Consider the following 13,748-nt stretch of genomic DNA (forward strand, 5'->3'; position numbering starts at 1 on the left):
TATAAATTCTATGTTTATATTGATATTTCTCAAGAAGTACAAGGATTTTTAGTAGTAATTATTGGATTACTAATTATTGTAGGTATTGATTTTTTTTAAAAAGATACAAATACATAACATATAGCCAAAACGTTAATTAGTATTAGGAGAAAATCTATGCCACTGATTAAAATCCCCAAGAATTATCTAATTACTGAAGATGAAAATTTTATCACAGTAGACGTACCCGAATCGTTGCTTCAGCTTTGGCAAAAAGACTATCAAAAAGTGATTAAAGCTAAGGGTATTCTTAAGAATAAAAAAGCAGCAATACTGGATCATCTAGAGTCTGTTCGTCGGGAGTGGAGTGAATGAAATACGTCTATGACACCAATATTTTTATTTATGAATATTTCTGGTTTAAAACTTAAAAATCCGTTTATCGGTGAAGGGTAAAGAATGATAAATAAACTAATAACAGCCATTGTGGTAGGGGTCAACGGCCGTTGACCCCTACTTTATTTAACTACGAAGGGTGACATCAAATTGCTTAACTAAAGTTTGGCGAATTTGATCATGAACGGGTTCAACATCCCCATCCGTTAAAGTGCGATCGCTAACTCGATAAGCTAAACTAAAAGCTAAACTTCGTTGTCCTTCAGGCACATTTTTTCCTTGATATTCATCGAACAATTCTACACCCGCTAATAATTGTCCTCCCGCTTTATTAATCGTATTAGTTAACTCAACTACCGACACTTTAAGAGGGGCAAAAAAAGCTAAATCTCGTTCGACTGCGGGATAAGTAGAATAAGCTTGAAAACGAGGAGTCATTAACTCATCTTGCTTGATATTTTTTAATAACAGATTCAAATCTAATTCAAACCCGTATATAGACTCAATTAAATCTCGTTTTTGTCGTAATTGGGGATGAATTTGCCCAAACACACCTAACCGTTGTCCCTTTAACCATAAAGAAGCAGTTCGGCCAGGATGTAACCGTTCGTCTTGAGTATCGGGTTGATATTCCACAACTAACCCTAACCTTTGAAACACACTGTCTAAAATGCCTTTCCCTTCATACCAAGTCATAGGGTCAGGTTTACCGCTTCTTGTCCAACGACCTTGAGATAATAAGTCACCCCCAAAAATTCCCGCTAAATTATCATGTTCATGGATTTCTCCGTCAATTCGTCGGAAAATACGCCCAATTTCAAAGCCATTAAGGGGCCCATTACCCTGAGATTGATTATAAACAAACGCATCAATCAACCCGTCTAAGAGATTAGTTCTGAGGGCAGAATACTCCGCAAATAGGGGGTTAGCGATGACTACCTCGGCTTTTTCCGGTTTAACGAGGGAATACTGCACTAATTCTGTTAATCCAACTGCCCGAAACACTTCCCTAACTTTGCGTTGTCCCTGATACTCAAAGGAGAGTCCTCCTGCTTCAGTTTTGTCCGGGAGTTCATCACAAAAATGATCATAACCGTAGAGACGGGCCACTTCTTCAATAAGGTCAATTTCCCGCTCTAAGTCTCGATAACGGTAAGAAGGAACAGTAATCATCCAAACATCAATTTTACCCTTAATAGGGGTTAATTGACAAGCTAAGTCGGTTAAAATCCGTTCTACGTCTACTGCCGCTATTTGATTAATACTATCGCCTTTTTTGACGGGGCCTAAAACTTGCTGAACACGCTCAAGCCGTAGCATAATGGATTGAGTTGATAAATCAGGACGGTTATCAGCAATCGCCTGAGTGACCGGATTTCCCCCCGCTAATTCAGCAATTAAAGCGATCGCCCGTTGACAGGCCAATTCTAACTCAGATTGATTAATACCTCTTTCATAACGGGTGGAAGCTTCACTGCGTAAACTTTGGGTACGAGAGGAACGACGGATAGTTACAGGTTCAAATAAGGCCGCTTCTAGGAGAATATTTTTGGTTCCCTCATAGACCTCTGTTTCTTCTCCTCCCATGACACCAGCGAGGGCGACAGGGGTATCATTAGCGGTAATTAAGAGGTTAACGGTTTTTAGGGTTCGGGTTTGGTCATCAAGGGTTTTCAATGTTTCCTCATCCCTAGCAAAACGCACCCCAACAGTTAAATTTTTGCCCCCTGCGACGGTTTCTAAGCGTTGAAGGTCGAAAGCGTGGAGAGGTTGCCCCCATTCGAGGAGAATTAAATTAGTGATGTCTACAACGTTATTAATAGGACGAACCCCGGCCCCTTGTAGTCGTTTTTGCAACCATTCGGGAGAGGGGGCGATTTTCACCCCTTCAATAACGGTTCCCATGTAGGCAGGACAAGCATTTTTATCAGCAACGGCTAATTTGAGGGAATAAGTCTGTTTTTTGGGTAAAACGATCTTAGGAGGTTGAGGAAGGTTTAATTTACTTCCGGTTAAGGCCGCCACTTCTCTAGCGACTCCGATCATACTCATAGCATCGGCCCGGTTAGCGGTGGGATAGATATCTAGAATTACATCATCTAAACCCAAGAAAGGACGAGCATCTGAGCCTAATTGTAGATTATCTTCCTCAAAAATATGAATTCCGGCTGATTCTTTGCTTAAACCAACTTCTGCTAAGGAACAAATCATCCCTTCTGACTTGACTCCCCGCAGTTTGGCCGGTTTAATTTTGAGGTCAATTTTGGGTAAATAGGTTCCCATCGTAGCCACAGGAACGATTATATCCGCTTTAGCATTCGAGGCCCCACAGACAATATTTAAGGGAGTTTCAGCCCCAATATCGACTTGACAGACGCTTAATTTATCGGCGTTGGGGTGGGGTTGGCGATCAATAATTTTACCGATGACCACCCCATTGGCCCATTGGCGACGATCTTCTATTTCTTCGACTTCTAACCCCGCAATAGTTAAAATATCGGCTAATTCTTCGGGGGGTAGGGTGACGTTAACGAGTTCTCGCAGCCAGTTAACGGAAATCTTCATGGTTTGTATGTTAGTTGCGATCGGTGGCCAGATCTCAGTTTACCCTAAATCTGCTAAATTATGATTAAAATTAGAGTGATCCTCTTTGAACCTCCACGCACCTTTAGGCGAGTGGATTCCCATATAGACTCTTAACTAGACTGCAATAGCCCCCGCCAGAACGCCATTACTGGGCTGTTTGTTTAACGTTAACACCGCTTAAATTAATCAACCCATTGGCGTAATAAATTAGCATGAGTTTTACATAGCAAATCAAACTCAATACTTTTGCCTTCTTTCGCAAAAATAGAGCGGCGGACTGTATCTAAATCAAACAAAATTTCTCGTTTATATTCATCTCTAACTAAACTTTCTATCCATCCAACTACAACCAGTCTAGTTCCTTCGGTAACAGGTTCAACACGATGTAAAAAAGACGAAGGATAAAGTATAATTGAGCCAGCTTCGAGCTTATAAGATACTTCTCCTTGAGACTGTTCAATAATTAATTCTCCCCCACTATAATTATTAGGAGAACTGAGAAATAAGGTAAACGACACATCAGAACGCAAAAATTCCCCCCCTCCCATCAAGGCATTATCAGTATGAGTACCATAAGACATCCCGATGTCATAGCGACTAAATCGCAGGGAGTGTATCTTTTTGGGACGAACTGCTATACTAATTAGCAGATTGCGCTCTAAGGCCATTATGACTAAATTTTGTAACTTCTGGACTTGAGGAGCTTGTTTATCAAGTTGGGTATTATGTTTGACTAGTTTGGCGTGCCAGCCCGCCGTTATTTTACCATCCACAAACTCAGCCTGGGATAAACTCTCAGTTAACTCCTTTAGTTCGGGTAACGTTAGCAAAGAATCAATCGTTAAAATCATTGACAAAAATAGTTTTTTATGGTAAAAAATGCTTTTCCTATCGTATTATCTCTAATAAGATAAGTTTGTTGGCAATTTGAATAACTTATATCTACAATAAAGGCTTTAACATTAATTGAGGAGAAAATTAATGAACTCAAAGACAATACAACTCTTTTTAGCTCTTGGTTTAGCCGCTACCCTAGCAGCTTGTGGCGGTGGTGGAGGTAATGCTCCTGATGGCGGCGCAGGAACTCAATCACCTTCTCCTGCTGAAAATGCTTCCCCTGCTGAAGGGACTTCCCCTGCTGATAAAGCTAATGAAAAACCTGCTGAAGGGACTTCCCCTGCTGAGGGAACTTCCCCCGCAGAAGGAACTTCCCCTGTTGAAAGCCCTTCCCCCCAATAGGAGAAAATTATGAACTCAAAGGCAATACAATTATTTTTAGCTCTTGGTTTAGCTGCTACCCTTGGAGCTTGTAGCAGTACAGCAGATAAGGGAACTTCAGGGGGTGAAGCAGGACAAACCACGCAACCGACTGAACAACCATCAGTTTCCCCTGCCCAAGAAGCTTCCCCTGCTGATAAAGGAGATACTGATAAAGACGCTGAAAAACCTACTGAGGAAACTTCCCCCAAGGATGAAGGTGGTGAAGGTGGCGAAGGTGGCGAAGGTGGTGAAGGCTAAGCCAAAAGCTCAGTTAATAACCTAATAACTCAAAGCTGTTGGAGTGAACTACCCCATCTAACCTATCGGTATAGATGGGGCTTCTGAACTCACAGGGGAATGCCTCAAGACAGACCTACGCCCGCCTTTTGGTCTTACTTTCCCTCCCTCAGCAGCAGTCCTGGTTCCCAAGACCGACACCATCTTGCCGCTCCCATAACTTGACTTAGCTTTTGGGACTGCTCAGGAGTTGGATAAATTCTGACTTTGACGGCTCTGTACATAACCTGAGTTGGGTCTCGCTACCCTGAAGTTCGTTAATAGCGATCGCTAAAATTCTGATTTATTACTGACTCTAACTTGAATAGCACTGAAAATCGGGGTTCTAAATTTTAGTAAAACAATTAAACTGAGCAAATGAATTGACCAATGAGCAATGACTAAACCCCAGATGACACAAGCTAAGGCACTGGCCACTGCTAATGCCCCAAAAATATCATTCTCTGTCCGTTGATACCAGAGAATACTCCCTATAGAGGTTATGAGGAATAAAAGAGGGAAAAGGGGGAGCATCATATTAATCACCTTTGGGTCACGGGGTTGGCCAAGATATTAACTATTGATTGATTGAGGGTCAGTAGTTAACGAATGTCTTCTTTTCAGGATAACATTCTGATTTGGCAAAATCCCTTACTCTGTATGACAAACTGGAGATATTGTAAAAAATCTTTGCATAACTTCAATCTGTCTCCGGTGATTGTCATAATTAGGGTAGTTGTTTGACATACTCCACGCCGTAAACGGACGTGGATTCTTCTAGCATCACTGCTTAGAATTTCTGGCTCAACGAGTCCACTTGAATTAGATTCCTTGCGAAATCCAATCCAGAGGTGGTTTTCTTCTCAGACTTTTCGCTCCATTACAGAAGCCTGTTTTCGTGTGCCCCACGATACAGTTCAAAACCTTGAAAATACTTGGTTTCTCTGGTACTTGGTGCTTAGAATTTTTACCTATGAGAGCATTCCCCCATAGAACCCCATAACTCTAGTTTTCAAGGTGCGTTCATCTTGAGATGACTGGGTTTTTAAAGCGGTTACTTACCCTGCCCGCTATTCTTAAATATGATACATCATATAAAGTCGCCCTAAAAGGGCGAGGCTTTAAACCCAAATTTTCGGTAAACAAATGTTGAGGAAAATTGCGATTTTCTTATTGACTTTGCAAGCAAGAATAAAAAGGGGTTTACCCTAAAAATTCCAGGAGCCAGTTTTTCAGGTGAAACGTGGCCCGACAATCATCTTCATTATAACGCAAAATAGAAGCCAAGAAAGTCTGATCACTTGTCTTTAACCATTGGTCATACCAGCAAACGCATTGATCCCCGCCCATACCAGGGTCACGCCAATGAAATCCTAATGAGTTAGCCAAGGACTTGAGAGAATAGCTTTCCACAGGTAGAATTACACAGGTGATTACTCTTGCATGAAGATCAACAAAACGGGACAATAAACGCTCAATTTGTTTAGGAGGAGTTTTGTATAATTTACCCAGTCGTTTAATCGTTTCCACTTCGTATTCTGAAAAATGAAAAATGGGCGCATTTTCTTCACTTTCAACCAAGTTGAGAAATTCGAGCCAAATTTCTCCTTCAGCTTCGGGGGTTTCTGCGAGAAAAGGATGAAATGTTTGAGTTTGAGATGGTCTTTCTACCCGTAAAATCCCCAATAAATAATCTAAATTTCGTTCTGGTTCAGCTTCAATATCAAAATAAAATTCAACTTTAGCGGTGGGAATTAAAGTATGAATATTGTCTTTAAACTGAGATTTACGAATAGGCCGATTTTCTACTATAGCTTGGGCCTGTTGTTGTAACTGGTTAGCCACTTCTGTTCCTATCACTTCCCCCATATTAGTAGGACAAGCACCGGCTAAAGATTCTACCGTCATCAGTCCCATTTCTTGTAAAGATTGATAACGACTAGGGGTAACTCCAGGGACTAAAGACAGATGTTGTTGAGATTGGGCGATGGTATAACAATGATTATGCCAATGACATAAACTACAACGTTGACGAGAAATAAAAACTTCTGGTTCTTCTTCTTGAGATAACATGGTGACACATTCAATCACTGTATCTTCTAGTTTGACGAACCATTGACTTAAATCGACTATATAGGGATTATGTTCTCGTAAAATCAGGATCGGGATAGGAAGTGGGATATCTTGGAGATAACCCAACAGATGAGAATAAAAAGCCGCGACTATTTTATATTCAGGTTTAGGACGACGGCCTAAATGAATACTGACTGGACGATAGAACCAATCACCAAATTTAGACTCTCCTGGTTGTCTGACTAATAAATGAGGGTTTCCCAGACAATAAAATGACTCATCCGTCGGAAAAATCCGATTAGTAGGAAGATTCTGCAAAAAAATTGTCCCTTGATAAATACAATGTACCCCTTGTTTCATCAACGCTTCTGTAGCTTGAGCTTTACTTGCCCAGTCATTAGCAAGAGGGCGCACTTGTTGATAATGAGGATAAAATTTTTCTAGGGTTGATTGTATATGGATTTGATTTTCTTGTCGGAGTTTGAGCAGAAAATCCCGTTCTGCATCCCTTTGTGAGGGATTGCCATAAACGTCTAAAAAAGCCCGTCGTTGACAGCGTTTATAATTAAGTAAGAGGAAGTCGGTTAATAGCATTCTTTAATGTTGAAGCTTACAACGTTGGGAGCCAAAATAACCCGCAAGGAAAGCTAAAATAGGTGAGATAGGATAGATAAAAGCGATTGAGAATATTCTAACGTTAGCGGGGTCTTTCCCGTTTGTCTCCTAGATTTTTCTAATGTTAACCATTGAGTAACCTATGACCCATCCCCAAGCGATTTCTTCCTCTGTCGAAAAACAACGACAAGAGTTTCCCGGACTGACCAATAAAGTTTATTTTAATTTTGGGGGACAAGGAACTTTACCTCGTGCTGGATTAGAAGCTATTCTTGATGCTCATAAATTTCTTCAACAACAAGGGCCTTTTTCTTTAAAAGTTAATGCTTGGTTGGAACAAAAAAATTGCTTACTCAGACAAGAAATTGCTTCTGAATTAGGGGTATTTCCTGAAACTATTACTTTAACTGAAAATGTGACGGCTGGCTGTAATATTGTTTTGTGGGGATTAGAATGGCAAGAAGGCGATCGCATTTTAATGACGGATTGTGAACATCCTGGAATCATTGCCATTGTTCAAGAAATTGCTCGACGTTTTGGGGTTGGTATTGATATTTGTCCCATTCTTAATACTCTTAATCAAGGTGATCCTGTTGCTATTATTAAGGAACATTTAACTCCTCAAACTCGCTTAGTGGTTTTAAGTCATTTACTATGGAATACGGGGCAAGTTTTACCTTTAGGTGATATTGTTCATGTTTGTCATAATTATAGCGATCACCCGGTTCAAGTATTAGTAGATGCTGCCCAATCAGCCGGATCATTAGCTTTAAATTTACCAGAAATTGGGGTTGATTTTTATGCTTTTACTGGTCATAAATGGTTCTGTGGGCCAGCCGGAGTTGGAGGACTTTATATACGTCCAGAAAGTTTTTCATCTGTTCATCCTACCTTTATTGGTTGGCGAGGAATTAATATGAATGCAATGGGTCAACCGACGGGTTGGAAAGAAGATGGTAGAAGATTTGAAGTGGCTAGTTCAGCTTATCCTCAGTACGAAGGATTACGGGCAGCTATTGCGGTTCATCGAGATTGGGGAACCCCGGAAGAACGTTATCAACAAATTTGTCAATTAAGTGAGTATTTATGGCAAGGTTTATCTAAGATTGATGGCATACAATGTTTAAAGAATTCTCCTCCAGAAGCGGGTTTAGTTTCTTTTACAATTAATCGTGATATTTCTCATGATAAAGCAGTTCAGGAATTAGAAAAACAAGGATTTTTTGTGAGAACAATTCGTGATCCTAATTGTATTCGTGCTTGTGTTCATTATTTTACACTTCCGGCTGAAATTGAACAGTTAATTGGGGCTATTGGTAAAATTATTTAATGTGATCATAAATTACCCCTACAGATATGGTTTGTGGGTAAGTATTATTAATGAGGGAAGTTGGGAAAGAATAACTTAACTGCCCCTGTTCCAATTGCTAAAATAAAGCCAACTACCACCGAACGATTGATGAATTCTTGAGAGTCTAACCGCTTACTAATTCCTTTGACTTCTGCATCAAGTGCTTTAATTTCTCCTGTTAATTTTTCTTCTAATCTGACTTGTCCTATCTTCAAATCATTAACATCTTTTTGTAGGGTGTCTAATTTTACCTCAAATTTTTGATCCATTTTTTCTAATTGCTGATTGATCTTATCTAAAGCTTCTTTAAGATCTATTTCGATGGTTAGGGACATAATGTTATTCTCCAATTAGTTATTTTTTTCAATACAGGTTAACAGATCAATTCATCATGACAGCCAAATGGATAGGAAGAATTATAAGTTTTTTCTCTTTTTCCAAACAACTTATAACGATTATCTCTTACTTTTTCATAGGTTTTATCTCCCAACATTTTCATGCCTGGTAATGCTCGATACGCAATGATAAAAGCTTGTCCCAACGGTAAAAGATTGATAATTTCTTCTGCTGCTTCACTACCTTGCCAACGATTTTGAGAACTATTCCCATCGATTAAAATCATACCCATTTGACAGTCTTCAGAAGTAATGCCAAACTGTTGTAAAGTGTCTTGATTTTGAATGGGAATATAATCAAATAATTTACCCTGATCAAAGGTTTCTAATAGTTGGGTAAATGTGGCACAAAGATTACAATTTCCATCGTAAATTACATGATAAGTCATTTCAGTTACCAGTTATCAGTTATCAGTTATTCATTATCCATTAATCGTCTCTGCCATTCTTTGTCAATCTGCTCAGATCTTTCTATTTCTTGTTCTAATACATCTTTTTCTGTAGTATAAGTAATATCAGACTGAGTAATGAATTTTTCGGCAGCAAATTGATGAGCATAATCTAATTTTTCTTGAAGTGATTTTTCTATTTGTTGTAAATTCTCTACTTGTTGTTGTCGTTTAATGTTACGAGATTCAATTTTACTATTTTGCCATTGAATCCAAAAATAACGCATCAAGGGAACACTTAAAAATGCAGTTGCATAAGCCAATAATATCCAATAAATTGAATTAACAAAAGCAACTAATCCTCCAAATTGAGCTACTAAAGCAGGATCTTTGAGAAATGAGCCTAATACTAAGGCTAAAATAAAATTTAAAGCTCCTAATCCAATTGATAGCATAATTTGCCCACTATTGGCTCGACTAAACCGATAAAATTTCTCCTCTAAATAACTAGCAACTGATTTTTTAGTCTGTTTTTGTACCGTAACTTGTAACTCAGGAAAATAGTAAATAATTCCCCCTGCAGGTGACACTTCAGGAGAACCATTAAATCGAATTAATACAGGCAATATGTAATCTTCATTTTCCTGATTATATTGTGTGATATTATCGAGATAAGGTGCAACTTGTTCGGCCACAATGGCTCCTTTATTATTACGAATAACTGACCCTATTTCTTGCCAACGACGCTCTTCTAAATCATAATTAGGATTACCATCTCCAAAGAGGAAAGAAAAAATACCTTCCAAAAAATTAATCTCGCTTTTAGCTTTTCCCTTTTTAGGAATTTCTTGAGATTGATATTCATAGCGATTATCGTAACGATTGGGATAAAAAATCCAGAACAAATCTGAAAAATTAGGAAAGAAAAAGAAGTTTAAACCACCAGAATTTCTATCATTTCCTCCTTGAGAATCACTATCTCCATTACGACTTGAATTAATACCAATAATGATAATGGCAATTGTAATCATCATTAAGATAATTGAAGCAATAAGAATAACACCAAAAGAAACTCGAATCAAATAAAATAAAACTTTCCAGACTTTTTCCCAAGTTTCTTGTAAGCGTAGTTTCCAATATTTATTACGTAGAATTGTCCGAAAATTTTGGGGGAAAAGATAGACAATTTCTCCTGATTCAGCAACTTGTAGATGTCCCCCTGCATCAGAAGCTAATGCGAGTAATCCTTGTTGTGCTAAATTAAGTTTAAGTCCTGCTTGTGCGGCTACGTCTCCAACGGTTACACGGTAGCCTAGTTTTTCAACCGATGTCATGATTTCAGGTTTAGGAGTCATGGCAGTATTTTCCTTTAATCTTTTCTATTTTCTATTATAAAGTCAACTCTTAGGGATAGTGGAAATTTTTTGTTAATATTTGGGATAAAAATCATTAAGCTAAGTTGACAAATTTTCCATAATCATTCTTATTTTTTGTTTTAAGTCTGGCAAATCATTGACTATAATTAGCCAGACTTCTTCTAAATCAACTCGAAGATAATCATGGATTAAGACATCTCGAAATCCTGCTATTTTTCTCCATTATATATCAGGATAAGCCTCTTTGAATTCATTTTCTAACCGTTTAGTGGCTTCCCCAATAATCTCAAAATTACGAATAACCGCATCCTGAATCATGCGATTTTGTGTAAATATCTCCTGTCCTTCTTGAGTGTAAGTTTCAATATTGGCAATACATTCTTGAATATTACTTAAATAAAATTCATTTTTTTTCATCTTAATTTTACGAGGCTGCTTGCTCCATATATAATTTAGCTAATTTTAGATATAATAATCAATAAGGTCAAAATTAACCAAACAGGAGTTATTAATGATTATAAGACAAAATCTCAATTTTTCCCTAAGTTTAACCTTAATATGCGGAATTTTTGCTAATTTTTCTTGGGTTATTCCCGTTCAAGCGGCTGAGCAAGTTATATTAACTTATAGTATTCTCCGAGAGTCCGTATCTGTTGATGAATTAAGTGACTTAGCCAAAACTGGAAGTGTTTCTCCTGCTTTAAAATCTTATTTAAAATTAGCTAATAAAAATCCAGAAGATTTGCGAAATGTTTTAAACCAAAGTGTTAATGTTGATCCGGTTATTTTGTCTAAGGTTCTTAATAGTTTTGCTGGAAATTATGTTCTGGATGAAGTAGGGCAAATTATTCATACTCCCTCAAAACGCGCTAGTCGAGAATCATTAAGAGGTGCTTTAGTGACTTCTGCTGTATCTGATCGTAATATTCAGGTAGTAGAAATTTTAGAAAATTATCCTACCTCAGAACTTCATGTTGATGGCGATCGCTTAGCGGAAATTTATAAACAAATTCAAGGAGTTGTTAATCAAATTCCTCGTCTTCCTTTTTAACTATTAGAAAAAAAGCCTGTGAAGAAAGGCTTTGTATGTATAGCATCAGTCTTTAGGCTGAATAAACTTATGATTTAAGTTCCTCTTTTTAACTATTAGAAAAAAAGCCTGTGAAGAAAGGCTTTGTATGTATAGCATCAGTCTTTAGGCTGAATAAACTTATGATTTAAGTCTCTCTTTTTAACTATTAGAAAAAAAGCCTGTGAAGACAGGCTTTGTATGTATAGCATCAGCCTTTAGGCTGAATAAAATCATGATTTAAGTTCCTCGTAATTGTTTAATTAAATGAATTAATTCCGGTAAAATCAACTTATCTAACCCTAATTTTACAGCATTAGAAGAACCTGGAAGCGAAAAGATTAACTTATTTTGATAAATTCCCGCGATCGCTCTTGAGGCCATGGCCCGCGACCCAATTTCTTGATAACTCAAAAAACGGAATAATTCCCCAAATCCTGGTAAAGTTTTGTCTAATAACTCAGATAAAACATCATAGGTAGTATCTCTAGGAGAAATTCCAGTTCCCCCGTTAAAAATCACTCCATCTATGATATTATTTTGAGATAATTCTTGTAACTGGGACTGAATTTTATGAGGTTCATCAGGTAAAATCAAGTAAGCACCGATGACATGACCAACATCCGTAAGACGTTGTTGAATTAATTGGCCACTCTTATCAGTTTGGAAGGTTCGGGTGTCACTTATGGTAATTATCGCACAACAAACAGATAAAAAGTCTTGATCAGGATGGGGAAGGGTCATGATTAAAAGTGTTAGGAATAGGCTATAAATATGCTTATGTGAAGTATAAATTATAAATTGGGATTGTTGAAATCGGCTCTCCCGATATCTTGGTGTAAAATGTATATCTGAGTTACAATAGTTAAGATGGTGGCTTACGACGCGCCTTAAAACTTATTAGTTTTTCATCAAAATCATAGCCGCGTCTAACCCACCTTACGAACTATAAGCTTAACTTATCACCACAGATACAGGAGAGCAAGATAGATTAAGCTTTAGAAAATCCCATTCCATTTTTTTGTGCATAACGTTCCATAAACCGCATGAAACGATCCCACTCTGCTTGAGAGTTCATAATTAAAATAGCTTCTATAGAGGTTGCTTTTCCATTGATAAATTTGCCTTTAACCTCGCGGGTAAGGATTTCTCCTTCCTCATCAACGAGGTACATTCCCGTGATTTCATCGGTTCTTCCTGCATCGAGAATGTTAGGAGAGTCAAACCGGAAAGTTGCTGTTCCACTGTCTCCCTTAACTCCGCGTGTCAGACGAACTTCAGGAACGACAGATTCAGTCACACCAGGAGAAAATTGTATTTCAGCCATCCTTGTTATCCTTATGTTAAATCTAAATGATCATTTATTTATCATCTCATAGTCTGGCTTTTTTTGTCTTGGGGAACTATACCTGAAAAACTATCAACAGACTAATTTTTAACGTTAACCGTTTCTCCCGCTAAATTTTGAGCTAAGGTTAAATAATCCAACCAATCAAAAGTCATAAATAATCATATCTGACATAAATTTGACTGCGGACATCACTATTATAGTTTCCTAACCACTCAGCATAAAGTTTTTCAATTTGTTCAATTGCTTTCTCTGTATCTTCAATTTTTCTTGTTAGGTAAACAACCAATTGGAAGTCAGCTAATTCTGGATCTAAAATACAATCAAGAAATACATTTGAGTCAGGTAAATATTTGCTTATTAAATTTTTACCTAATACTAAAATTGATAATAGATTGGGATGCGTTTCTAAAAATTGAACAACATCATTCTCACGACGAAATTGATAAAATGATTTTAAATCATAAACTAGAGATTAGAAAGTAGTACCTATCATGGTATTAACTAAACTTGATTGAGCTACGACAATTAAAACGAACACGGAGGGATTTGAACCCCCGACCCTCAGGACCGGAACCTGATGCTCTATCCACTGAGCTACGTGTCCATAATCTGTTTTAGCATAACACGATTCG

The 13,748-nt window shown here is 37.8% G+C and carries 16 protein-coding genes, 1 tRNA gene and 1 pseudogene; 5 read left to right on the plus strand and 13 right to left on the minus strand.

Features of this window, described 5'->3' with window-relative positions:
• The first annotated feature begins 156 nt into the window (after positions 1–156).
• Entirely contained in the window at positions 157–354 is a 198-nt protein-coding gene (locus AsFPU1_RS18165; RefSeq protein WP_124976924.1) for a hypothetical protein, read from the plus strand.
• Positions 355–501: 147 nt separating this feature from the next.
• On the opposite strand, the gene pheT is transcribed toward AsFPU1_RS18165, so the two are convergent.
• Both pheT and AsFPU1_RS18175 read right to left on the minus strand, forming a co-directional pair.
• Positions 502–2,940 (minus strand): phenylalanine--tRNA ligase subunit beta, encoded by a 2,439-nt coding sequence (pheT, locus tag AsFPU1_RS18170; protein ID WP_124976926.1) that lies wholly within the window; start codon positions 2,938–2,940, stop codon positions 502–504.
• A 203-nt stretch (positions 2,941–3,143) separates the two neighbouring features.
• Positions 3,144–3,812 carry a Fe2+-dependent dioxygenase gene (locus AsFPU1_RS18175; protein WP_124976928.1) on the minus strand — a complete coding sequence of 223 codons (669 nt, stop codon included), beginning with the start codon at positions 3,810–3,812 and terminating at the stop codon, positions 3,144–3,146.
• Positions 3,813–3,942: 130 nt separating this feature from the next.
• Between AsFPU1_RS18175 and AsFPU1_RS18180 the strand changes: the two genes are divergently transcribed.
• The gene (locus AsFPU1_RS18180; RefSeq protein ID WP_124976930.1) at positions 3,943–4,200 is read left to right on the plus strand and encodes a hypothetical protein; all 258 of its coding nucleotides are present in this window, start codon (positions 3,943–3,945) and stop codon (positions 4,198–4,200) included.
• A 9-nt stretch (positions 4,201–4,209) separates the two neighbouring features.
• Positions 4,210–4,479 carry a hypothetical protein gene (locus AsFPU1_RS18185; protein WP_124976932.1) on the plus strand — a complete coding sequence of 90 codons (270 nt, stop codon included), beginning with the start codon at positions 4,210–4,212 and terminating at the stop codon, positions 4,477–4,479.
• A 134-nt stretch (positions 4,480–4,613) separates the two neighbouring features.
• On the opposite strand, the gene AsFPU1_RS23455 is transcribed toward AsFPU1_RS18185, so the two are convergent.
• The 3 genes from AsFPU1_RS23455 to AsFPU1_RS18210 all read right to left on the minus strand — a co-directional run bounded on the left by AsFPU1_RS23455 (position 4,614) and on the right by AsFPU1_RS18210 (position 7,164).
• A complete protein-coding gene (locus tag AsFPU1_RS23455) occupies positions 4,614–4,742 on the minus strand; it encodes a helix-turn-helix domain-containing protein (protein ID WP_124976934.1) in 129 nt (42 codons plus the stop codon).
• Between the two features lie 46 nt (positions 4,743–4,788).
• Positions 4,789–5,034, minus strand: a complete 246-nt coding sequence (locus tag AsFPU1_RS18200; protein ID WP_124976937.1) for a hypothetical protein — start codon at positions 5,032–5,034, stop codon at positions 4,789–4,791.
• A 666-nt stretch (positions 5,035–5,700) separates the two neighbouring features.
• Positions 5,701–7,164 (minus strand): TM0106 family RecB-like putative nuclease, encoded by a 1,464-nt coding sequence (locus AsFPU1_RS18210; RefSeq protein WP_124976939.1) that lies wholly within the window; start codon positions 7,162–7,164, stop codon positions 5,701–5,703.
• A gap of 163 nt (positions 7,165–7,327) precedes the next feature.
• Here AsFPU1_RS18210 and AsFPU1_RS18215 point away from each other — a divergent pair, with 163 nt between their 5' ends.
• Entirely contained in the window at positions 7,328–8,515 is a 1,188-nt protein-coding gene (locus AsFPU1_RS18215; protein ID WP_125061163.1) for an aminotransferase class V-fold PLP-dependent enzyme, read from the plus strand.
• 47 nt (positions 8,516–8,562) lie between these two features.
• Here AsFPU1_RS18215 and AsFPU1_RS18220 read toward each other — a convergent pair whose 3' ends face one another.
• The 4 genes and pseudogenes from AsFPU1_RS18220 to AsFPU1_RS18235 form a co-directional block, all read right to left on the minus strand.
• Positions 8,563–8,871 (minus strand): hypothetical protein, encoded by a 309-nt coding sequence (locus tag AsFPU1_RS18220; RefSeq protein WP_125061164.1) that lies wholly within the window; start codon positions 8,869–8,871, stop codon positions 8,563–8,565.
• Between the two features lie 38 nt (positions 8,872–8,909).
• A complete protein-coding gene (locus AsFPU1_RS18225) occupies positions 8,910–9,320 on the minus strand; it encodes a thiol-disulfide oxidoreductase DCC family protein (RefSeq protein ID WP_125061165.1) in 411 nt (136 codons plus the stop codon).
• A 26-nt stretch (positions 9,321–9,346) separates the two neighbouring features.
• Positions 9,347–10,675 (minus strand): hypothetical protein, encoded by a 1,329-nt coding sequence (locus AsFPU1_RS18230; protein WP_124976056.1) that lies wholly within the window; start codon positions 10,673–10,675, stop codon positions 9,347–9,349.
• A 99-nt stretch (positions 10,676–10,774) separates the two neighbouring features.
• Positions 10,775–11,113: pseudogene (locus AsFPU1_RS18235) on the minus strand (HepT-like ribonuclease domain-containing protein).
• 100 nt (positions 11,114–11,213) lie between these two features.
• On the opposite strand from AsFPU1_RS18235, the gene AsFPU1_RS18240 reads away from it, so the two are divergent.
• The gene (locus AsFPU1_RS18240; RefSeq protein ID WP_124976070.1) at positions 11,214–11,747 is read left to right on the plus strand and encodes an alpha/beta hydrolase; all 534 of its coding nucleotides are present in this window, start codon (positions 11,214–11,216) and stop codon (positions 11,745–11,747) included.
• 258 nt (positions 11,748–12,005) lie between these two features.
• Here the strand turns inward: AsFPU1_RS18240 and AsFPU1_RS18245 are convergent, their stop codons facing one another.
• From AsFPU1_RS18245 to AsFPU1_RS18255, 4 genes are all read right to left on the minus strand, one after another.
• Positions 12,006–12,509 (minus strand): MogA/MoaB family molybdenum cofactor biosynthesis protein, encoded by a 504-nt coding sequence (locus tag AsFPU1_RS18245; RefSeq protein ID WP_124976058.1) that lies wholly within the window; start codon positions 12,507–12,509, stop codon positions 12,006–12,008.
• 247 nt (positions 12,510–12,756) lie between these two features.
• The gene (gene psb28, locus AsFPU1_RS18250) at positions 12,757–13,092 is read right to left on the minus strand and encodes a photosystem II reaction center protein Psb28 (RefSeq protein WP_124976060.1); all 336 of its coding nucleotides are present in this window, start codon (positions 13,090–13,092) and stop codon (positions 12,757–12,759) included.
• Positions 13,093–13,264: 172 nt separating this feature from the next.
• Complete coding sequence (locus AsFPU1_RS22770) at positions 13,265–13,402, minus strand: hypothetical protein (protein ID WP_172957535.1); 138 nt, start codon at positions 13,400–13,402, stop codon at positions 13,265–13,267.
• Between the two features lie 245 nt (positions 13,403–13,647).
• Positions 13,648–13,720, minus strand: a tRNA-Arg gene (locus AsFPU1_RS18255).
• Positions 13,721–13,748 lie beyond the last annotated feature (28 nt).

It is taken from the genome of Aphanothece sacrum FPU1 (genome assembly GCF_003864295.1).
GTDB classification, from domain to species: Bacteria; Cyanobacteriota; Cyanobacteriia; order Cyanobacteriales; family Microcystaceae; genus Aphanothece_B; species Aphanothece_B sacrum.